The organism is Amycolatopsis sp. NPDC104587 (assembly GCF_055583645.1).
The window spans coordinates 74,037-93,467 of record NZ_JBVJNO010000022.1; the positions used below are offsets into that span (position 1 = coordinate 74,037).

A 19,431-nucleotide genomic window follows, 5' to 3' on the forward strand; every position below is an offset into this window, starting at 1 on the left:
ATGGTGACGCACCACGCGGACGTCACGCCGCCCCACCACACGACCACGCCCCACCACACGGACACCACTCCGGCGCCGCACGAGACCCCGCGCGAGCGGCCGGCCCGGGAGCCCGAGCCCGCGGCCCCCGGTGGCGGGTACGGGGTGCGGACCGAGGCGCTCGGCACCATGACGGGCAACCTCGAGAACACCCGGGCGAAGGTCGAAGGGGTCGGGCAGACCGTCGCGGCGGCGAAGTTCAGCGACGGGTCGCTGGGCCTCGTCGGCAGCGGCGCGGCCGGGGACCTCAACGGCACGGTGACGGCGGCCGAAGAGCACGTCACACGGGCCGCCAAGGCGGTGCAGGACGCGGGGGAACGCACGAAGGCCGTCAAGGAGCACTACGAGACGGGCGAAGCGAACGCCGCCGAGACGATCAAGGCGGCGGGCAAGCCGGTCGACGCCCCTCCGGCGAAGACAACGGGCGGCGGCGACACCCCGCCACCCCCGGGCTCGAACCCGCCCCCACCGCCGTCCGACGGCGGCGGTGGCGGGATGCACAACAACCAGGGCCACCACGCGACGGACGACGAGCTGCGCGGCCAGTACACCCGCGACTCGATGCAGACCCGCCCGACCTCGACGGACAACCAGATCCGCGACGCGGCCAGCCGGCTGGGCTACGACCCGGACCGCCACCTGGCGTTGACCCTGCAACCGACGGCGAACCTGACTCCCGCGCAGCGGGCGGAGATCGTCGCGGTCCGGGACGAGCTGCACGCGAACCCGGGCGAGATCATGACGAAGGTGGTCAAGCCGGACGTTGGCGAAGACACCTTGGCGAACGCGCCGGCCACACCGACCTTCGATCCGGGCAAGGTCGGTGGCTCGGTTGCGCGCGGGAGCGACACCTCTCAGTACGGGACGCCGCAGGAGTTCCGCGACAAGCTCGCCCTCGACGACAAGGGCGCGGGCTGGACCCCGATCAAGGCAGGTGCCGGCGAGGCGTATCAACTGCGGTTCCCCGCTCTGGGCGACGCCAAGGCGATGGAGATCAGCTACGGCGGCACGGATCCGGGGTCCGCACACGACATGCAGGTGGCGTCCGGTCAAGCGAACCCCCGCGAGTGGCAGCCGCCGTTCCTGGGGACCGGGTACACCGGAGGCGGTGTGCCCGAGTGGCTGCACCGGCCGCTGGGCTACGCGGGTCGTGGTGAGATGTGGCTCGTGCGGGCCGACGGAACCGAAGTGCTCGCCGGGGTCTACCTGGAGAAGAGGGGTTGGTTCGACGTGCGCGGCCGAGGAGGTTCCGGTGTCTGAGACCTACGCGGTTTACCAAGGCACGAGGTACGAGGCCTCCGGCCGGCCGCCGGGCCGGGTGGCGCTCTACGACGGAGATGTCCTGGTCGCCGAGGTGCCGATCGAGGAACTCGACGAGTGGTACACGGTTCGCACCTGGGGCACTTTCCTCGAGCACGAGTTCGAGGTGGCGGGTGAGCGCGACGGCCGCTATTCCCTCTTCATGATGGCCGGCGACGGCAAGTGGGCGGAACGGGTCTGGGCCGAGCCGGAGCGCCACCCCGAGGTGGAGTTCCAGCGGATGGATCGGATGACCTTCGTCGCGGTGGCTCCGAAGCACATGGTCAGCGACATCCGCGAAGAACGCATCGATAGCCTGGGCCCGTGGCGGAAACAGCAGGAAGAGCGTGAATCCCGTGAGTCCTGACGCGCCGGCCGGGCTCCTCGGCAGCACCGTCGTCCAGCTCCCGGTCAAACCGGGGCTCGCCGGGCTCTACCTCGGCAACGTCGTCGTCCCCGGCCGGTTCGAACCGCACCGGGTCCAGGGCTTCGCCGGGCGCGCCGAGGACGTCGCCGAGCTCGACACCGCCGCCATGATCCGGAACTACGGCCTCGCGAAGATCCCCGGCTGGGGCCCGCTCGACGAGCTGTACCTGCTCCGCTTCACCGCCGGCCACACCTTCCCGTTCCGCACCTCCTACGGCTCCACGGACCGTGAGATCGCCGCCGAGCTGGGGATGTCCCGCGTGTACCCGCCGCCGTTCCTCGGCACCGGGTACTTCCCCGGGGTGGACCACCCGCTGCCGGAGTTCGTGCTGCACCTGGTCGAACTTCCCGTCGGCGCCGAGCTTTGGGTGCGCCGAGCGGACAACACCGACGAGCGGCTCGGGCAGTACCACAGCCGGAAGGTCGGCTGGATCCCCGACCGGAAGGACACCTTCGGCGAAGCCGCGTTCTTCCCGCCGCCCGTGCCCCTCCCGCCGCTCGTGCGCCGCGGTTACACCGCCCGGTACCGCGGTGGCGACTTCGACGCCGAGTTCGCGGGTCCGGGGCGGCTGGTCCTGCACCCGCTGCCGGGCGCCCCGGCTCCCGGCGACTTCGGGGAGACCTACGGCTTCCGGATGAAGGCCGTCGACCAGGTCGAGCTCGACGAGCTCACCTTCGTGCGGACGCTGTGCCGGTGGCGCGGTGGGACCTTCGAGATCCTCGGCCGGACCCGGGACACCGCCGACCTGATCCTCGTCGACGAGGACTACCTGCTCGCGCGTGACCTCGGACTGTCCGAAGTGGACTACCGGGTGTGGCGGCGGACCGTGCCCGCCGCCGAGCTCACCGACGTGCGGACCGAAGCCGTTCCGGTGCCGCTGGAAGGGCAGTTTCAGTAGCGGTAGAACTTCTCCGCGCGGCCCTGGCGCACCAGCTTCAGCCACTGCAGGAACGCCTTCGGGTCGCGCTTCACGCCCACGAAGTACAGTCCGAAGCGGACGACCTCCAGCGCGCCGATCTTCCGCATCCCGGGCTGGGACAACAGGTATCCGCGGTTGCGGTAGGTGTAGTAGCGCTTGACCTCGTTCTCCGGGTCCTGCGCGTGGAACTTGCCGCCCAGCATCGGCTTGAACTCGTCGGAGCCGTCCGGGTGCAGGTACTTCGTCTTCAGCGACGTGCCGAACGGCAGCCCCGAGCGGGCCAGCCGCCGGTGCAGCTCGACCTCGTCGCCGCGGAAGAACAGGCGCAGGTCCGGCACGCCGACGACGTCCAAAGTGGACGCGCGGAAGAGCGCGCCGTTCATCAGGGACGCGATGCCGGGCAGGAAGTCGACCCCGAGCTCGGACTGCGACCGCTTCCAGGTCAGGCCGCGGCGCAGCGGGAACGCCAGCTTGTCCGGGGCGTCGATGTTCGACACCACCGGCGAGATCTCGGCCAGGCCCCGCTTCTCCGCTTCCTCCAGCAGGATCGCCAGCACGTTCTCGTCGGCCGGGCGGCCGTCGTCGTCGGCCAGCCAGACCCAGTCCGCGCCCATCGACAGCGCGTGCAGCATGCCGAGCGCGAACCCGCCGGCGCCGCCGAGGTTCCGGTGCGACGGCAGGTACGTGACCGGCAGCGGGTAGTTCTCGACGACCTCGCGGGCCGAGTCGTCCGGCCCGTTGTCGACCACGACGAGGTGGTCGACCGGCCGGGTCTGGGCGGCGATGATCTTCAGCGAGTCCGCGAGCAGCTCGCGCCGGTGCCGCGTGACGACCACGCCGACGACCGCGCCGTCGGGCAGCTGCCGGGTCTCGCTGGTCATCATTCCCCGCCGTTCGTCGTCGCCACCGGCTCGATGCCCAGGCGCTGCAGCGTTTCCTTGCTCATGTCCGCGAACGGGTCGCGGCCCTTGTACCCGGTGAGGACGTCCCGCAGCGAGCCGTGTTGCTTGAGGTGCCCCTCGTCCATCCAGATGGCCGAGTCGCACAGCTCGAACAGGAACTCGTCGGAGTGGCTGGCGAACACCAGGATGCCCGAGCGCTTCACCAGGTCCTTGAGCCGGTCGCGTGCCTTGTTGAGGAACGCCGCGTCGACCGCGCCGATGCCCTCGTCCAGGATCAGGATCTCCGGGTCGATCGAGGTGACGACGCCGAGCGCGAGCCGCACCCGCATGCCCGTGGAGTACGTCCGCAGCGGCATCTGCAGGTAGTCGCCGAGCTCGGTGAACTCCGCGATGTCGTCGACCCGCTTCTCCATCTCCTTGGCCGTCATCCCGAGGAAGAGGCCGCGGATGATGATGTTCTCTTCCCCGGAGATCTCCGGGTCCATGCCGATGCCGAGGTCGAAGACCGGCGCGATCTTGCCGGTGATCCGCGACGAGCCGCGGGTGGGCTCGTAGATCCCGGCGAGCAGCCGCAGCAGCGTGGACTTGCCGGCGCCGTTGTGGCCGACCAGGCCGACGCGGTCGCCCTCGCGGAGGTTGAGGGTCACGTCGTGCAAGGCCTCGATGATCGGCACCTTGGTGTCGGTGCCGATCTTGCCGCCGACCTTGCCGAGGACGCGCTTCTTCATCGACCGCGTCTTCGCGTCGAAGATCGGGAAGTCGACGAACGCGTTGTGGACGTCAATGGAGACCATGTGTCACACCCAATAGGAGACGCGGGCACGGTAATTGCGCATCGCGACGAGCGCGAGCGCCCAGCCGACGATGGTGAGGCAGCCGACCACGATCCAGCTCCCCGCGGAGAACTCCTGCCCCAGCAGCGGTGCGCGGGTCACCTGCATGAAGTGGTACAGCGGGTTCGCCTTGATGACCGGCAGGATCCACTGGATCTCGGACCGCTGCCCGCCCGCCAGCAGCTGGTCGACCGGCCAGACGATCGGCGTGCCGTAGAACAGCAGCTGGATCAGCGAGTTGACGACCTGCGGGATGTCGCGGAAGCGGGTCGAGATGATCCCGAACAGCAGCGCCACCCAACCGGCGTTCAGGGCCAGCAGCAGGAAGCCGGGGATGGCCAGCAGGACGGTCCAGCTGAGGCCCGGGTGGCAGATTCCGCCGGGTGCGCACGTGCCGGTGCTCAGGGAGTACTGGCTGCTGAGGGCGCTGAAGAAGATCGCCACCACGGCCACGTAGACGATCATGTTGTGGGCCAGCAGCAGCGTCTGCCGCCAGACCGTCCGCAGGACGTAGACGCTCAGCGGCGCGGGGAGCTGCTTGATCATCCCCTCGTTGGCGATGAACGTCTCCATGCCCTCGGACAGGCAGCCGCTGATGAAGCCCCAGATGATGAACCCGGTGGAGATGTAGGGCAGGAACACCTCGACGGGCACCTTGAACAGCTGCGAGTACAGCAGGCCGAGCCCGAGCGCGATGACCGCCTGGCTGATGGTGATCCAGAACGGGCCGATCACCGACCGGCGGTACCGCTGCTTGATGTCCTGCCAGCCGAGGTGACCCCACAGCTCGCGGGCGCGGAAACCGGCCTTGATGTCGGCGAAGGCGCGCGAGAACGTCTTGCTGTCCGACGTCGGCGGCGCCGAGGTCGTCACGGGTGAGTCTGCGGCCTGAACCGTGCTGGTGGCATGCACGTGGACGAGGGTACCGATGGGATGCGCGGCGTCCGGCCCACCCCGCCCCTGTGGTAGAGCCCAGGGACCCGCTACGCGGCGGGGTCACTCGTCCGTGCTGGTACTTTCTCCGCTTATGACTGCTGCTCTCGGCGCGGCGAGCTTGATGGTCAACCTGCTCGCGGCCTACGCCGACCGGCCCGACCCGCTTTCGGTGGCCGTGGTCGGGAACCAGCCGCTCCCGCCCGACCCCCAGCGCGCCAAGGCGATCGACGCCTGTGACCTGGTCATCCGGGTCAACGGGTTCGTCGTCGACAAGCCCGGCGAGGAGGTCGTCGGCAGCCGGACGCACGTGGTGGTGTTCAACCGGGCGATCCGCGCGACGCCGTACGTCTTCCAGGACTACCGCAAGCGGCTCTACCTGCTGGTCGAGCCCGGCCGGATGCACTGGGAGCCGGAGGACGTGCCGGGCTGGTGGCCCGCCGACCTCGGCGCGGTCCCGGTGTCGAACCGCGAAGTCGTGCTGCCGCTGTCGGACGCGCTGGGCCTGCCCACGCGCGACGAGCCGACGTGGTCGACCACCGGCACGCTGGCGGCGTGGATCGCGCGGACGTCGTTCCCGACCGCGCAGCTCGTGCTCACCGGGTTCTCGTTCATCGACAACCCGGACCAGACCTCGTGGGAGCACGCCGCGGGCGACTCCTGCATCGTCGGGCCGGAGCACCAGATCGCCGCCGAGGGGCGGCTGCTGGACTCCTGGACCAAGACCGGTGACACCACCCTCCTGCGCTGAACGCGCGTCCCCACCCAGGTAAGGAACTCTCCATGGCAGTGCAGAAGCTGGGCAGAGGCCTGCTCGAGCGGATCGTCCGGGTCGTCGACTTCCGCGTGGACGAGCGCACCCGCGGGCTCGCCGAGCGGGTCAACAACCTCGAGCACGCCACCGCCGACCACCGGCGCCGGCTCGACAACGCCGAGCACAACCTCGAGCAGGCCCGGGGCGATCTGCGCTGGGCCCGCGCCGAGCTCGACCGGCTGATCCCGCACGTGGCCGCGCAGGAAGGCCGCCTGGAGACGCTGCGCGAGTCGATCTCGCTGGTGCCGAACACCGATGCGCCGCAGATCGCCGAAGCGCGCACGCTGATCGAAGAGATCCAGCGCCAGCACGCGCAGATCCGCGTCCGGCTCGCCGGCATCTCCCGCTACGAAGACCGGCTGCGCCGTCTCGAGGACCGCGTCGAAGAGCCGGTCGCCCCGTAGGGTGCGCGCCCGCGAAGCCACCGAGGCGGACGCCGAGCTGCTGCTGGCCTGGCGCAACGACCCGCGCACGCGGGAGTCGTCCCGCTCGACGGCCGTGGTCGGCCTGGCCGAGCACCTGGGCTGGCTGCGCGGGGTGCTGACGGACCCGGAGCGGCTGCTGCTGGTCGTCGAGCACGAGGACGCGCCGGTCGGCACCGTCCGGTTCGACCGGCGTGACGGCGACGGCTGGGAGGTCAGCATCACGCTCGCCCCGGAGAGCCGGGGGCGCGGCCTGTCCGGCGGCGTGCTCGCCGAAGGGGAGCGGGCGCTGCGGGAACGCATCGGCGTGAAGGTCGTGCTGGCCGCCGTGCACCAGGACAACGCGGCGTCGGCGGCCCTGTTCGACCACGCCGGGTACACCGAAGCCGCGCCTGCCGTCGGTGGCTTCCGGCAGCTGCGCAAGACTCTGAGCTGACCTGATCGCTCCACCCCGGGGAGGCACCATGCACGACATCCGGTTCGGCGCGCACCAGATCGGCCCGGGCCACCCGCCGTTCGTGATCGCCGAGATGTCCGGCAACCACAACGGCGACCTGGACCGGGCGCTGGCCATCGTCGACGCCATCGCGGAGACCGGCGCGCACGCGGTCAAGCTGCAGACCTACCGGCCGGACACGATCACCATCGACGTCGACACTCCGGCGTTCCGGATCGGTGACTCGCACTCCCTCTGGGGTGGCGAGAACCTGTACAAACTGTACGAAAAGGCCCACACGCCGTGGGAGTGGCACGCGCCGATCTTCGAGCGCGCCCGGGCCCGCGGCCTGGAGATCTTCTCCAGCCCGTTCGACCCGACGGCCGTCGAGCTGCTGGAGTCGCTGGACGCGCCGGCGTACAAGATCGCGTCGTCGGAGATCGTCGACCTGCCGCTGATCGAGCTGTGCGCGCGCACCGGCAAGCCGCTGGTCATCTCGACCGGCATGGCGAACGTCGCCGAGATCGACGCGGCGGTCCGCACCGCGCGTGAGGCGGGCAACGACCAGCTGATCGTGCTCGGCTGCACGGCGAGCTACCCGGCTTCGCCGTCCGAGAGCAACCTGCGCGGGTTGCCGCTGCTCGCGGGCCTGACGCAGACGCTGGTGGGCCTGTCGGACCACACACCGGGCATCGGGGCGCCGGTCGCGGCCGTCGCGCTGGGCGCGGTGGCCATCGAGAAGCACGTGACGCTCGCCCGCGCGGACGGCGGTGTCGACTCGGAGTTCTCCCTGGAGCCGTCGGAGCTGGCCGCGCTGGTCACCGAGACGCACCGCGCGTGGGAGGCCCTCGGGCAGCCCGTGCTGGGCCCGCGGGAGAGCGAGAAGGAGGGCCTGCGGCTGCGCCGGTCCCTCTACGTCGTCGAGGACGTGCGCGCCGGGGACGAGGTCACCGCGGCGAACGTCCGGTCGATCCGGCCCGCGGGCGGGCTGGCCCCGGCCGAGATCACGGCCGTGGTGGGGCGCACCTTCCGCGTCGACGCCGCGAAGGGCACGCCCCTGACCTGGGACCTCGTCTAGAAGAACGTGCGCACGGCGTCGACGACGCGGTCGACGTCGGCGTCCGTCAGCGACGGGAACAGCGGCAGCGAGAGCTCCTGCTCGTAGTACGCCTCGGCGTTCGGGCAGAGCCCGCGCCGGTACCCGAGGTCCTCGAACACCGGGTGCCAGTACGCCGGGATGTAGTTGACCTGGACGCCGATCCCGACCCCGCGCAGGTGCTCGAACAGCGCCTTGCGGCGGCCTTCGAGGACCCGCAGCGGGTAGAGGTGCCACACCGGATCGGCGCCCGGGCGGCTCGGCGGCGTCGCGACACCGTCGACGTCGGCGAAGGCCGCTGTGTAGCGGGCTTGGATCTCGGCGCGGCGCTTCTTGAACTCCGCGAGCCGCGTGAGCTGGCTGCTGCCGAGCGCGCAGAGGACGTCCGGCAGGCGGTAGTTCAGCCCGAACTCGTGGACTTCCTGGTGCCAGGCGCCTTCGTCCGGGTAGCGCTGCTCGGCGCGGTCGCGGACCAGGCCGTGGTTGCGGAACTTCCGGGCGCGGTCCAGGAGGTTGTCGTCGGGCGTGACGACGGCGCCGCCTTCGGCCGTCGTGAGGTTCTTCGTCGGGAAGAACGAGAACGTCGTGAGGTCGGCGATCGACCCCACCATGCGGCTCTGCCAGGAGCCGCCGACGGAGTGCGCCGCGTCTTCCAGGAGCAGCGCGCCCGCGTTGTGGGCGATTTCGCCGAGGGCGTCCAGCTCGGCCGGGTGGCCGGCGTAGTCGACGGCGGCGACGACCTTCGTTCGGTCGGTGACCGCGGCTTGGGCCGCCTCGACGTCCAGATTTCCGGTGTCCGGTTCGACGTCCGCGAAGACGACCTTCGCGCCGAACAGCGCGGCGGTGGCGGCCGTCGCCACGAACGTCATCGGGCTGGTGACGACCTCGTCGCCCGGCTTGATCCCCGCGGCCGCGTACGCGACGTGCAGGGCGGCCGTGCCCGAGGTGACGGCGACCGCGGGGGTCCCGCCGGTGTGCGCCGCCAGGTCCGTCTCGAACTGCTGGACGGCCGGGCCGGTGGTCAGCCAGTCGCCACGGAGCACGTCGACGACGGCCTGGATGTCCTCGTCGCTGATCGACTGGCGGCCGTAGGGGAGGAAGTCAGCCATACTGCTCGACCAGTTCGCGCAGCTCCTCCGCGTCCAGCCAGAGGTCGTTGGTGTCCGAGCGGTAGGCGAAGCCCTCCGGCATCGGCGTGCCGCCGGCCGGCTCCTGGTAACCCCAGCCCGCCAGGTGCGGCTGCACGACGTAACGGTCCTTGAGCTGGACGGTCCGGCGCGCGTCGTCGGGGGCGATCATCTCTTCGTGCAGCTTCTCGCCCGGGCGGATGCCGACCTCGTGCATCTCGCTGCCCGGCGCGATCGCCTGGGCCAGGTCGACCAGCCGCATGCTCGGGATCCGCGGCACGTACAGCTCACCGCCGTGCATCTGGTCGAACGAGTCGACGACGAACTGCACGGCCTGCGGGAGCGTGATCCAGAAGCGGGTCATGTCCTTGTGCGTGATCGGCAGCGACTCGCCCTTTTCCGCCAGCTTCCGGAAGAACGGGATGACACTGCCGCGCGAGCCCATGACGTTGCCGTAGCGCACCACCGAGAAGCGCGTCACGTGCGCGGCCGCGTAGTGGTTGCCGCTGATGAACATCCGGTCGGCGCACAGCTTCGTGGCGCCGTAGAGGTTGATCGGGCTGGACGCCTTGTCCGTCGACAGCGCGACGACCTTCTTGACGCCGGTGTCGATCGCGGCCTCGATCACGTTCTGCGAGCCCACGACGTTGGTCTGGACGAACTCGAACGGGTTGTACTCACCGGTGTCGACCTGCTTGAGCGCGGCGGCGTGCACGACGTAGTCGACGCCGTGCATGGCGCGCTCGAGCCGGCGGCGGTCGCGGATGTCGCCGATGAACCAGCGCAGGCGCGGGTCGTCGTTGAACAACTGCCGGGCTTCGTACTGCTTCAGCTCGTCGCGGGAGAGCACGACCAGCCGGCTCGGGTTCAGTTCGGCGAGCGCGTGCGCGATGAACGCCTTGCCGAAGGAACCGGTCCCGCCGGTGAGCAGGATGCTGGAGCCATCCAGCTCGGACATCGTTGACCTCCGCGTTTCGGTGACTGTGGCCGTCGGCCATCATGTCACCCATGCGTGCAGCGCCCGTGGTCAACGCCGTCATCCAGGCCCGGTCGTCCTCGACCAGGCTGCCCGGCAAGGTGCTGCGCCCGCTGGCCGGCCGCAGCGTGCTGGGGTGGGTCGTCCGGGCCGCGGCGGCCGCACCCGGCGTCGACCAGGTGGTGGTCGCGACGTCTTCGGACGCCTCCGACGACGCCGTCGCTCTCGAAGCCGCCCGCTGCGGGGCTCTTGTGGTTCGCGGCCCGCTCGACGACGTCCTCGACCGCTTCGGGCTGGCGCTCGCCGAGCACCCGGCCGACGCCGTGATCAGGCTCACCGCCGACTGCCCGCTGCTGGACCCGGCGCTGATCGGCCAGCTCGCGACGCTGTGGCGCGCCCAGCCGTCGCTCGACTACGTGAGCACCACGCTCGTCCGGACGCTGCCGCGCGGTTTCGACGCCGAGCTGGTGCGGGCCGACGTGCTTCTCGAGCAGGTCTCGACGGCGGTCGGCGCGCACCGCGAGCACGTCACGTCGGGCATCTATACGGACCCCTCGCGCTATTCGTGCACCGGGATCGTGGTGAGCCCGGCGGCCGACGACCTGCGGGTGACGTTGGACACCGCGGAGGACTGGGAGCTGCTTTCCGCCGTCGTCGAGGAGCTGGGCGACGGCGTCGGCGACTGGCGGGCCGTGGTCGCGCTGCTGCGGTCGCGGCCGGACCTGGTGGCGCTGAACGCGCACGTCGAGCAGAAGAAGGTCGGCCGGTGAGGCTGCTGCTGCGCGCGGACGCGTCGGCGTCGATCGGCGCCGGGCACGTCGCGCGGATGGTCGCCTACGCCGAGCGGGCGGTGGCGCGCGGGTATTCGGTCGCGTTCGCAGGCGACGTCGAGAACGCGGAGTGGCTCGCTTCGCGCTTCGACGAGCTGGGTGTCGCGCGAGTGCCGTTCGCCGCGGCCGGGTTCGACGCGGTGGTCGTCGACCACTACGGCCTCGGTGACCTGCGTGCGGAAGTGAACGCGGCGGGAGCCGTGCTGGTGTCGATCGAGGACGACGTCTTCGGCCGGCGGCCCGCGGACATCGTCGTGGACTCGGGCTTCGCACCGGGCCCGCGGCCGGACGACGGCTCGGACGTCCTGCTGCGCGGAATCGCGTACGCGCCGCTTCGGGACGCCGTGCGGCGTACGCGCCGGGTCTCTTCCGCGCCGCCGCTGCACGTCACGGTGGCTTTGGGCGGCGGAGCCCAGTGGACGGCGACGGTCGAATTGCTGCTTCGCGCGCTTCGCGACACGGAACTGCCGTTCACGGCGGACGTGCTGGTGCGCGGCGAGCCGGTGGTGCCCGACCTGCGTGCGGACCAGTCGGTCCGGGTCGCGGCGCCGAGCCCCGCGCTGCTGGAGCTGTTCGCGACGACGGACGTCGCGGTGAGCGCGGCGGGCGTGACGTTCGTGGAGCTGTGCTGCCTCGGCGTCCCGACGGCGGCGGTGCGGCTGGTCGACAACCAGGAACCGGGCTACCAGGCCGCTCTGGAACTCGGTCTGGCGGAAGGGCTCGGCCCCGCGGAGACCTTGGCCGAGCGGCTGCCTTCGGTGACGGCGGTGCTGAGGTCGTTGTTGTCCGACGCGGCGCTTCGCGGGCGGCTGTCGACGGCGGCGGCGTCCACAGTGGATGGCCTCGGGGTGGACCGGGTGCTGGATTCCGTCGAATCGAGGACCGGATCTGTCCGCGGTGCTTCCTATCGTTGAGGCATGACGATCACCCCGTTCCGCATCACCGTCCCGCAGGCCCAGCTCGACGACCTCCGCGCCCGCCTGGCGAACACCCGCTGGCCCGACCAGCCGGCCGAGGCGGGCTGGCGGCTCGGGGCGCCGGTGGACTACGTGCGTGAGCTGGCGGAGTACTGGCGCACGGGCTTCGACTGGCGCGCGCAGGAGGAGCGGCTCAACGCGTTCCCGCAGTTCACGACGTCGATCGACGGCACGAACGTCCACTTCCTGCACGTGGTGTCCCCGGAGCCGGACGCGACGCCGGTGCTGCTGACGCACGGCTGGCCGGGCTCGGTGGTGGAGTTCCTGGACGTGATCGGCCCCCTGACGGACCCGCACGCCTACGGCGGCGACCCGGCATCGGCGTTGACGGTGGTGGTGCCGTCGATCCCGGGCTACGGCTTCTCGGGCCCGACCCCGACCCCGGACTGGGGCCCGGACCGCGTGGCGAGGGCATTCGCGACGCTGATGACCGAGCTGGGCTACGAGCGTTTCGGAGCCCACGGCGGCGACTGGGGCGCGATCATCTCCCGCGAACTGGCAGTCCAGTTCCCGACGCGGCTGCTGGGGATCCACGTGACGATGCTGGCGTCGGCGGTGGCCCGGACGCAGGCGGACCTGTCCGGCCTGCCGGACCAGGAGCTCGGCCGCCGTTCTCTGGAGAAGAGCCAGGCGTTCGCGGCGTCCGGAACGGGGTACGCGATGATCCAGGCGACCAAGCCGCAAACGCTTGCGTACGGCCTGCACGACTCCCCGGCGGGCCAGCTGGCCTGGATCGCGGAGAAGTTCCGCTCGTTCTCGAACACCAAGGCGGACCTGATCGACCGCGACGATCTTTTGGCGGACGTGTCGATTTATTGGTTCACGGAGACGGCGAACTCATCGGCGCGCCTGTACGCGGCCCTGACGGGAGGCTGGGGAGCCCCGCCCCCGGCGAACGAGGTCCCGACGGCGGTGGCGGTGTTCCCGGACGACATCGGCCTGCCGATCCGGGAACTGGCGGAGCGAACGGACAAGATCGTCCGCTGGACGGAGTTTTCGAGCGGCGGCCATTTCGCGGCGTTGGAGGAACCGGACGCTTTGATCGGCGACATCCGCGAGTTCTTCGGTGGCTTGCGCTCTTGAGGTTGTGGGCCCGCCTTCTCTGGGCTGGGTTCCAGGGGTTCGCGGGGCTGGCCTGGCTCTTCGTCCTGCGAACCCGCAGCGCCCTCGCCAGGCGGGTTCCGGCGTCGAGTGCGCGGGGCCGGCTCGGCTCCGCCGGCCCTCCGCGGCTCGGCGCGACGTCGTGGGTGACTCATTCATCGCGTCCAGCGACATGAAGGGGCCATTCACGACGCTCCCGGCGGCCCACCTCCTGCGGCCCCCAGGGCCAGGACCCCGACAGCGGCCCCCGCCCTTCCCTTGGGGGGCGTCCCCTGGTCCAGCTTACTGGCGCCCTCGGACAAAACCGCTGAAAAGCGAGTTGTCCACAGCACTTGTCCACATCCCCCTTGGTCTGTGGACAACTTCCCGCGGCAGCCAGCCGAAAGCCCAGCCCGGGGGCCGAAGGCCGCGCCTCCGGGAAACCAGCCAGTAGACGAAGCGGGAAACCTCCGCCGGGAATCCCAGATCGAAAGCCAAGGCCGCCCCTAGCCGAAAGGCGAAGCCCAAACCCCCAAACGCCACGAAGGCCCCCTCCCCGGCCCAAACCGGAAAGAAGGCCTCCACAGCCAAAAGTCAGAGGTACTGCCCAGTCCCCGAGATCCCAGGCCCATGCCCCTCAACCCCACCTGGCCCAGCCGACGGCCCAGCAGGCAACCCCCGCCGCATCTGCTCCAGCTGCACCCGCGCCGCCATCTGCTGGGCGAACAACGCCGTCTGGATCCCGCTGAACAACCCCTCCAGCCACCCGACCAGCTGCGCCTGCGCGATCCGCAGCTCCGCATCCGACGGCGTCGAGTCGTCCGTGAACGGGTGGACCAGCCGCTCCAGCTCGTCCTGCAGCTCCGGCGCCAGCGAAGCCGCCAGCTCCTTCACCGATGTCTGGTGGATCTCGCGGACGCGGTTGCGGGACGCGTCGTCGAGCGGGGCCGCGCGGACCTCCTCGAGGAGCTGCTTGATCATCGTGCCGATCCGCATCACCTTGGCCGGCTCTTCGATGAGGTCGCCGACCGCCTCGGCGTGCTCTGCCTCTTCGGCGGGCAGGGGCGTGCCGTCCGGTCCTACTACCACCACGTGGGGTGAAGATTCGTGGCCGGCGTCACCCGCTGTGCCCGACTTCCGGAAGTTCGGCTCGGTCATGTGCTCCATCCTGGCCTGTGTTCACCACGCTCCGCGACGCCCGCGGGTTGTCCGTCTCCGAGCGTAGCCGCTCCCGGCTTTCCCGGTGGCTCTCCACCCAACCCCGGACGCACGGCGAAACCGCACGTCCGTACGGTGTCCCCATGGCGTTCGACGTCGCTCGTATCCGTGGGCTCTTTCCCGCGCTGGGTGACGGCTGGATTCACTTCGACGGCGCCGCCGGAATGCTGGTCCCGGAACAGGTCGCTTCGGCCGTTTCCACGGCGATGCGCGCCCCGGTGTCCGGGCCGGGCGGAGCGTTTCCGGCCTCACAGCGCGCGGAAAGCATCGTGACCGCGGCCCGCCGGGCCGTGGCCGACCTGGTCGGGGCCGACCCGGCCGCCGTTGTGCTCGGGCCGAGCGCGCCGGTGATGCTGCGCCGGCTCTGTGACGCGCTCGCCGAGCGCTGGACGATCGGCGACGAAGTCGTCGTCTCCCGGCTCGACGAACAAGCCAACCTCGCACCGTGGCAGCGCGCCGCCAAGCGGGTCGGCGCGGTCGTGCGGTGGGGCGAGATCGACATCGAGACCTGCGAGCTGCCCGCGTGGCAGTACGAGCAGCTCGTCTCGGCGCGCACCAAGGCCGTGGCGGTCACGCTCGCGTCCGGGTCCGTCGGCACCCGGCCGGACGTCTCGACGATCATCGAGTTCGCCAAGCGCGTCGGCGCGCTCGTGGTCGTCGACGCGACGTACGCCGCGCCCTTCCTGCCGCTGGACATCAACGCGCTCGGCGCCGACGTCATGGTCGTGTCCGCGCAGGCCTGGGGCGGGCCTTCGGTCGGGGCGCTGGTGTTCCGCGACCCCGAGCTGATCGAACGCATCTCGTCCGTCTCGCTCGACCCGGCCGCGCGCGGGGCGGCGCGGCTCGAGCTGGGCCCGCACGCCTACCCGCTGCTCGCTGGCCTGATCGCGTCGATCGACTACCTCGCGGGTCTCGACGACGCCGCGTCCGGGTCGCGCCGCGAGCGGCTGGTCACCTCGCTCGGCTCGGCGAAGTCGTACCACGCGGGCCTGCTCGCGCAGCTGTCGACGGAACTGCTGTCGTTGCGGCACATAATGGTCATCGGCAACGCGATGCGCCGGATCCCCGCGCTCGCGTTCGCCGTCGCGGGCAAAAAAGCGCCGGAAGTCGCCGAATACCTGGCTTCGCAAGGGTTGTGCGCCTTCGCCGACGACGGGGCGGCCGGCGTCTTCGCGTCACTCGGTGTCGGAGAAGTGGGCGGCGCCGTGCGGATCGGGCTCGCCCACTACTCCAACGTCTTCGAGATCAACCAGCTCGTGCGGGTCCTCGAAGAGCTCCGTTAAGACTTCGCCGTCAGCAGGATCTTCCCGAACACACTGCCCTCTTCGAGGGCGCGGTGTGCGGTCGAGGCCTCGGCCATCGGGACGACCTGGCCGATGATCGGCTTGACCAGACCTTCGGACACCAGCGGCCACAGGCGTTCGCGGACGTCGGTGACGATCGCCGCCTTCTGCTCCAGCGGCCGGAAGCGCAGGCCCGCGGCGAACACCTCGGCCCGCTTGCCGAGCAGCGCGCCGACGTTCAGCTCGCCCTTGACCCCGCCCTGCATGCCGATGATCACGAGCCGCCCGTCCTGCCGCAGCGCGTCGACGTTGCGGGCGAGGTAGGACGCGCCCATGTTGTCGAGGATGACGTCCGCGCCGCCGGTCTCCTTGCGGAGCACCTCGACGAAGTCCTCTTCCTTGTAGTTGATCGTGAGGTCGGCGCCGAGCTGGCGGCAGCTTTCGAGCCGCTCCGCCGAGCCCGCGGTGACCGCGACGGTCGCGCCGAGCGCCTTGCCGACCTGGATCGCGTGGGTGCCGATGCCGCCGGCGCCGCCGTGGATCAGGAACGTCTCGCCCTCGACGAGGTTCGCGTGCATCACGACGTTCGACCAGACCGTGCAGGCCACCTCCGGCAGCCCGGCCGCGGTGATCAGGTCGATCTCACCCGGCACCGGCAGCAGCTGTCCGGCCGGGACGACGACCTTCTGCGCGTAACCGCCGCCGGCGAGCAGCGCGCAGACCTCGTCGCCGACGGACCAGCCTTCGACGCCGTCGCCGAGCTCGGCGACCGTGCCGGAGCACTCGAGGCCGATCGTTTCGCTGGCGCCGGGCGGCGGCGGGTACTGGCCCTTGCGTTGCAGGAGGTCGGCGCGGTTCACGGCGCTCGCGGCCACGTCCAGCAGGACTTCACCGGGGCCGGGACGCGGGTCCGCGACCTCCGTCCACTCGAGAACGTCCGGGTCACCTGGGTCACGGATGGTGATCGCGTACATGTGTCGACTGTATCCCGGCGACCGAAGTTCCCGCCGAATGACGCATTGACGTACTACTCATTCGGAACAAAGGTGAGCAACCATGTCACTCTTCAGAAAGAGATTCCTCCCTCCGGTGGCGCTGGCCGCCGGAGCGACGCTGGTGCTCGGCCTCACCCCGGCCGCCGCAGTGTCTTCTGGGGTCGGACCCCAGACCCCAGGCGGGGGACAAGCCCCCCTGCACCCCCCAACCGCAGTCAACACGGTCCCCGACGGCCCCACCCTCGCCAACCAGCTCGTCAAGAAGGTCGACGTCAACGGCGTCAACCGGCACCTCATCGCCCTGCAGCGGATCGCCGACACCAACGGCGGCACGCGAGCGGCCAGCACCGACGGCCACAAGAAGTCCGCGGAGTACATCGCCACCAAGCTCGAGGCGGCCGGCTTCCAGGTGACCCGCCAGGAGTTCCCGTTCACCTACGCGGAGACCCTGGCCGAGAAGCTCACCGCGGGCGGCGCCAACGTGCCGATCATCGCGATGGAGTACACCCCGTCGACCCCGGTCGGCGGCATCACCGCGCCGCTGTCGGTCGTCGCGGTCGACGACACCAGCGGCTGCGAGGCCACCGACTACACCGCCGACGTCGCCGGCAAGATCGCGCTGATCAAGCGCGGCGGCTGCCCGTTCGCGCAGAAGCAGGCGACGGCCGCGGCCGCGGGCGCGATCGGCGCCATCGTCTACAACAACACCGACGGCGACCTGAACGGGACCCTGGGGGACCCGGCCGACGCGAAGATCCCGACCGGCGGCGTGACCGCGGCCGCGGGCGCGCAGCTCGCGACGCTGGGCGGCCAGTCCGTGACGCTGGAGCTGCGGGCCTTCCAGGAGGCGCGGACCAGCTACAACGTCATCGCCGAGACCAAGACCGGCCGCAAGGACAACGTCGTGATGCTGGGGTCGCACCTCGACAGCGTCCCGGCCGGCCCGGGCATCAACGACAACGGCTCCGGCTCGGCGACCCTGCTCGAGACGGCGCTGCAGCTGGGGAGCAGCCCGAAGGTCAACAACGCCGTGCGCTTCGGCTTCTGGAGCGCCGAGGAGTTCGGCCTGATCGGCTCGACCTACTACGTCGACCAGCTCAGCTTCGAGCAGCAGCTCGACATCGCGCTGTACCTGAACTTCGACATGATCGGCTCGCCGAACGCCGGGTACTTCGCCTACGACGGTGACAACTCCGACGGGGTCGGCGCCGGTGCGGGCCCGTACGGCTCGGCGCAGATCGAGAAGACCTTCGTCGACTTCATGCAGGCCGCGCGGGGCGTGTCCCTGGAGGGCACGGACTTCACCGGGCGTTCGGACTACGGCGAGTTCATCGCGATGGGCATCCCGGCCGGCGGTCTCGACACCGGCGCGGAGGTCCTGAAGACCCCGGCGCAGGCGGCGAAGTGGGGCGGCACGGCCGGCATCGCGTTCGACCCGTGTTACCACCAGGCCTGTGACAACCTCGGCAACATCGACCGCGTCGCGCTGGACCGCAACGCCGACGGTGTCGCCTGGGCCCTCGGCGTCTACGCGACGAGCACCGAGAGCGTCAACGGCGTCAAGCCCGGCAAGTCCAAGACGGCCAAGCAGAAGGCCGCCGAACGCGGTGCGCAGCGGAACTTCTCCGCTCGCGCCGTCGCCGGCGACCCGCACGCGCTGACCGCCTGACCCCAATCGCCCCAAGGCGGCCTTGGGTGCGTCTGACGCACCGAAGGCCGCCTTGGGTGCGTCAGACGCACCGAAGGCCACATTGGGGCGCTCGTCAGCCCAAGTTGCTGGTGCCGAAGGTGTCGCAGCGCGCGGGGTCGCCGGTCTGGAAGCCGGTGGTGAACCACTTCTTGCGCTGGGCGGACGTGCCGTGGGTGAACTTCGAGCGGTCGACCTGGCCGCCGCCGAGCTTCTCCTGGATGTAGTCGTCGCCGATGCGGGACGCGGTGTCCAGCGCCGACGCGACGTCGTCCTGGGTGACGTCGGTGATCAGCGGCTTGCCGCTCTCGGTCGGCGTCGTCGAGGCGTGGTTGGCCCAGACGCCGGCGTAGCAGTCGGCCTGCAGCTCCAGGCGCACCGAGCCGGAGGTCGGGCCGGTGCCGGTGCCCTTCTTCGACGTGCCGAGCAGGTTCTGCACGTGGTGGCCGTACTCGTGGGCCAGCACGTACGCCTCGGTGAAGAGGCCGCCCTGCGCGCCGAAGCGGGTCTTCAGCTCGTCGAAGAACGACAGGTCGATGTAGACGTCGGAGTCGGCCGGGCAGTAGAAGGGCCCGGTGTCCGAAGTGGCGCTGCCGCACCCGGTGCGGACACCGCCGTTGAAGAACTTCGTCGGCGCCTTCTGGTACGTCGAGCCGGAGCGCGCGAACTGCTGCGTCCAGTAGTCCTGCACGGAGTTGACGATCGCGACGATCGCGCAGTCGTGGTTCTTGTTCGCGTCCGCGCCCGTCTTGCACTCGCTGGACAGCTTGGTGTTGTCGACCTGCTGGCCGGAGCCGACGCTGCCGAGCCCGCCGCTCAGGCCGCTGCCGCTGCCCCCGCCGAGGCTCACCCCGCCGAGCTGGGAAAATACGAAGTAGATGATGAGGCCCACGATCCCGAGCCCACCACCGCCGAGCGCCACGCGGCCGCCGATCCCGCCGCCACCACCGCCGCTACCGCGCAGGTCCTGGACTTCGGAAGCGTCCAGGCCGGCGTCATCGTCGAACCTCACGCGCAGATCGTACTGTGCGGTTCGGGACCGGGCCGACCAACGGCGCGGGGGGGGGGGGGGGGGGGGGGGGGGGGGGGGGGGAAAAGGGGGGGGGGGGGGGGGGGGGGGTTTTTGTTTGGGGGGTGG

20 protein-coding genes are annotated in these 19,431 nt (G+C 70.7%); 12 read left to right on the forward strand and 8 right to left on the reverse strand.

Annotated elements, in window-relative coordinates:
- Genes ACZ61C_RS44605 through ACZ61C_RS44615 form a run of 3 tightly spaced genes read left to right on the forward strand, consistent with a single transcriptional unit; the run spans position 1 to position 2,663 of the window.
- Positions 1–1,299: a hypothetical protein gene (locus ACZ61C_RS44605; RefSeq protein ID WP_465314036.1), complete on the forward strand. Its 1,299-nt coding sequence runs from the start codon at positions 1–3 to the stop codon at positions 1,297–1,299.
- Positions 1,292–1,705 (forward strand): hypothetical protein, encoded by a 414-nt coding sequence (locus ACZ61C_RS44610; RefSeq protein WP_465314037.1) that lies wholly within the window; start codon positions 1,292–1,294, stop codon positions 1,703–1,705. The genes ACZ61C_RS44605 and ACZ61C_RS44610 overlap by 8 nt, the downstream gene beginning before the upstream one ends.
- Positions 1,695–2,663: a hypothetical protein gene (locus tag ACZ61C_RS44615; RefSeq protein WP_465314038.1), complete on the forward strand. Its 969-nt coding sequence runs from the start codon at positions 1,695–1,697 to the stop codon at positions 2,661–2,663. Before ACZ61C_RS44610 ends, ACZ61C_RS44615 begins: the two co-directional genes overlap by 11 nt.
- Here ACZ61C_RS44615 and glfT1 read toward each other — a convergent pair.
- The 3 genes from glfT1 to wzm are packed head-to-tail and all read right to left on the reverse strand — an operon-like array spanning position 2,657 to position 5,331.
- A complete protein-coding gene (gene glfT1 / locus ACZ61C_RS44620) occupies positions 2,657–3,565 on the reverse strand; it encodes a galactofuranosyltransferase GlfT1 (protein WP_465314039.1) in 909 nt (302 codons plus the stop codon). The genes ACZ61C_RS44615 and glfT1 overlap by 7 nt on opposite strands.
- Positions 3,565–4,380: a galactan export ABC transporter ATP-binding subunit Wzt/RfbE gene (gene wzt, locus ACZ61C_RS44625; protein WP_465314040.1), complete on the reverse strand. Its 816-nt coding sequence runs from the start codon at positions 4,378–4,380 to the stop codon at positions 3,565–3,567. Before wzt ends, glfT1 begins: the two co-directional genes overlap by 1 nt.
- Before the next feature lie 3 nt (positions 4,381–4,383).
- The gene (gene wzm, locus ACZ61C_RS44630) at positions 4,384–5,331 is read right to left on the reverse strand and encodes a galactan export ABC transporter permease subunit Wzm/RfbD (RefSeq protein WP_465314041.1); all 948 of its coding nucleotides are present in this window, start codon (positions 5,329–5,331) and stop codon (positions 4,384–4,386) included.
- A gap of 145 nt (positions 5,332–5,476) precedes the next feature.
- Here wzm and ACZ61C_RS44635 point away from each other — a divergent pair, with 145 nt between their 5' ends.
- The 4 genes from ACZ61C_RS44635 to pseI are packed head-to-tail and all read left to right on the forward strand — an operon-like array spanning position 5,477 to position 8,102.
- Positions 5,477–6,103, forward strand: coding sequence for a hypothetical protein (locus ACZ61C_RS44635; protein ID WP_465314089.1), 627 nt, complete (start codon positions 5,477–5,479; stop codon positions 6,101–6,103).
- A 32-nt stretch (positions 6,104–6,135) separates the two neighbouring features.
- Positions 6,136–6,570 carry a hypothetical protein gene (locus ACZ61C_RS44640; RefSeq protein ID WP_465314042.1) on the forward strand — a complete coding sequence of 145 codons (435 nt, stop codon included), beginning with the start codon at positions 6,136–6,138 and terminating at the stop codon, positions 6,568–6,570.
- A gap of 1 nt (position 6,571) precedes the next feature.
- Positions 6,572–7,024 (forward strand): GNAT family N-acetyltransferase, encoded by a 453-nt coding sequence (locus ACZ61C_RS44645; RefSeq protein WP_465314043.1) that lies wholly within the window; start codon positions 6,572–6,574, stop codon positions 7,022–7,024.
- Between the two features lie 28 nt (positions 7,025–7,052).
- On the forward strand, positions 7,053–8,102 hold the full coding sequence (pseI, locus tag ACZ61C_RS44650) for a pseudaminic acid synthase (protein ID WP_465314044.1): 1,050 nt from the start codon (positions 7,053–7,055) through the stop codon (positions 8,100–8,102).
- Here the strand turns inward: pseI and pseC are convergent.
- Together pseC and pseB are read right to left on the reverse strand one after the other, a co-directional pair.
- Positions 8,099–9,229: a UDP-4-amino-4,6-dideoxy-N-acetyl-beta-L-altrosamine transaminase gene (gene pseC, locus ACZ61C_RS44655; RefSeq protein WP_465314045.1), complete on the reverse strand. Its 1,131-nt coding sequence runs from the start codon at positions 9,227–9,229 to the stop codon at positions 8,099–8,101. The two genes, pseI and pseC, sit on opposite strands and share 4 nt — an antisense overlap.
- Positions 9,222–10,205 carry a UDP-N-acetylglucosamine 4,6-dehydratase (inverting) gene (gene pseB, locus ACZ61C_RS44660; protein WP_465314046.1) on the reverse strand — a complete coding sequence of 328 codons (984 nt, stop codon included), beginning with the start codon at positions 10,203–10,205 and terminating at the stop codon, positions 9,222–9,224. The genes pseC and pseB overlap by 8 nt, the downstream gene beginning before the upstream one ends.
- 41 nt (positions 10,206–10,246) lie before the next feature.
- On the opposite strand from pseB, the gene ACZ61C_RS44665 reads away from it, so the two are divergent.
- The 3 genes from ACZ61C_RS44665 to ACZ61C_RS44675 are packed head-to-tail and all read left to right on the forward strand — an operon-like array spanning position 10,247 to position 13,113.
- Positions 10,247–10,993 carry a cytidylyltransferase domain-containing protein gene (locus ACZ61C_RS44665; protein ID WP_465314047.1) on the forward strand — a complete coding sequence of 249 codons (747 nt, stop codon included), beginning with the start codon at positions 10,247–10,249 and terminating at the stop codon, positions 10,991–10,993.
- A complete protein-coding gene (locus ACZ61C_RS44670; protein ID WP_465314048.1) occupies positions 10,990–11,967 on the forward strand; it encodes a spore coat protein in 978 nt (325 codons plus the stop codon). Before ACZ61C_RS44665 ends, ACZ61C_RS44670 begins: the two co-directional genes overlap by 4 nt.
- A gap of 3 nt (positions 11,968–11,970) precedes the next feature.
- Entirely contained in the window at positions 11,971–13,113 is a 1,143-nt protein-coding gene (locus ACZ61C_RS44675; protein ID WP_465314049.1) for an epoxide hydrolase family protein, read from the forward strand.
- Between the two features lie 591 nt (positions 13,114–13,704).
- On the opposite strand, the gene ACZ61C_RS44680 is transcribed toward ACZ61C_RS44675, so the two are convergent.
- The gene (locus ACZ61C_RS44680; RefSeq protein WP_465314050.1) at positions 13,705–14,277 is read right to left on the reverse strand and encodes a bacterial proteasome activator family protein; all 573 of its coding nucleotides are present in this window, start codon (positions 14,275–14,277) and stop codon (positions 13,705–13,707) included.
- Between the two features lie 134 nt (positions 14,278–14,411).
- Here ACZ61C_RS44680 and ACZ61C_RS44685 point away from each other — a divergent pair, with 134 nt between their 5' ends.
- Positions 14,412–15,611: a cysteine desulfurase-like protein gene (locus ACZ61C_RS44685; protein ID WP_465314051.1), complete on the forward strand. Its 1,200-nt coding sequence runs from the start codon at positions 14,412–14,414 to the stop codon at positions 15,609–15,611.
- On the opposite strand, the gene ACZ61C_RS44690 is transcribed toward ACZ61C_RS44685, so the two are convergent.
- A complete protein-coding gene (locus ACZ61C_RS44690) occupies positions 15,608–16,585 on the reverse strand; it encodes an NAD(P)H-quinone oxidoreductase (RefSeq protein WP_465314052.1) in 978 nt (325 codons plus the stop codon). The genes ACZ61C_RS44685 and ACZ61C_RS44690 overlap by 4 nt on opposite strands.
- 82 nt (positions 16,586–16,667) lie before the next feature.
- Here ACZ61C_RS44690 and ACZ61C_RS44695 point away from each other — a divergent pair, with 82 nt between their 5' ends.
- Positions 16,668–18,275: a M28 family metallopeptidase gene (locus ACZ61C_RS44695; protein WP_465314053.1), complete on the forward strand. Its 1,608-nt coding sequence runs from the start codon at positions 16,668–16,670 to the stop codon at positions 18,273–18,275.
- Positions 18,276–18,369: 94 nt separating this feature from the next.
- On the opposite strand, the gene ypfJ is transcribed toward ACZ61C_RS44695, so the two are convergent.
- Positions 18,370–19,305, reverse strand: a complete 936-nt coding sequence (ypfJ, locus tag ACZ61C_RS44700) for a KPN_02809 family neutral zinc metallopeptidase (RefSeq protein WP_465314054.1) — start codon at positions 19,303–19,305, stop codon at positions 18,370–18,372.
- Positions 19,306–19,431 lie beyond the last annotated feature (126 nt).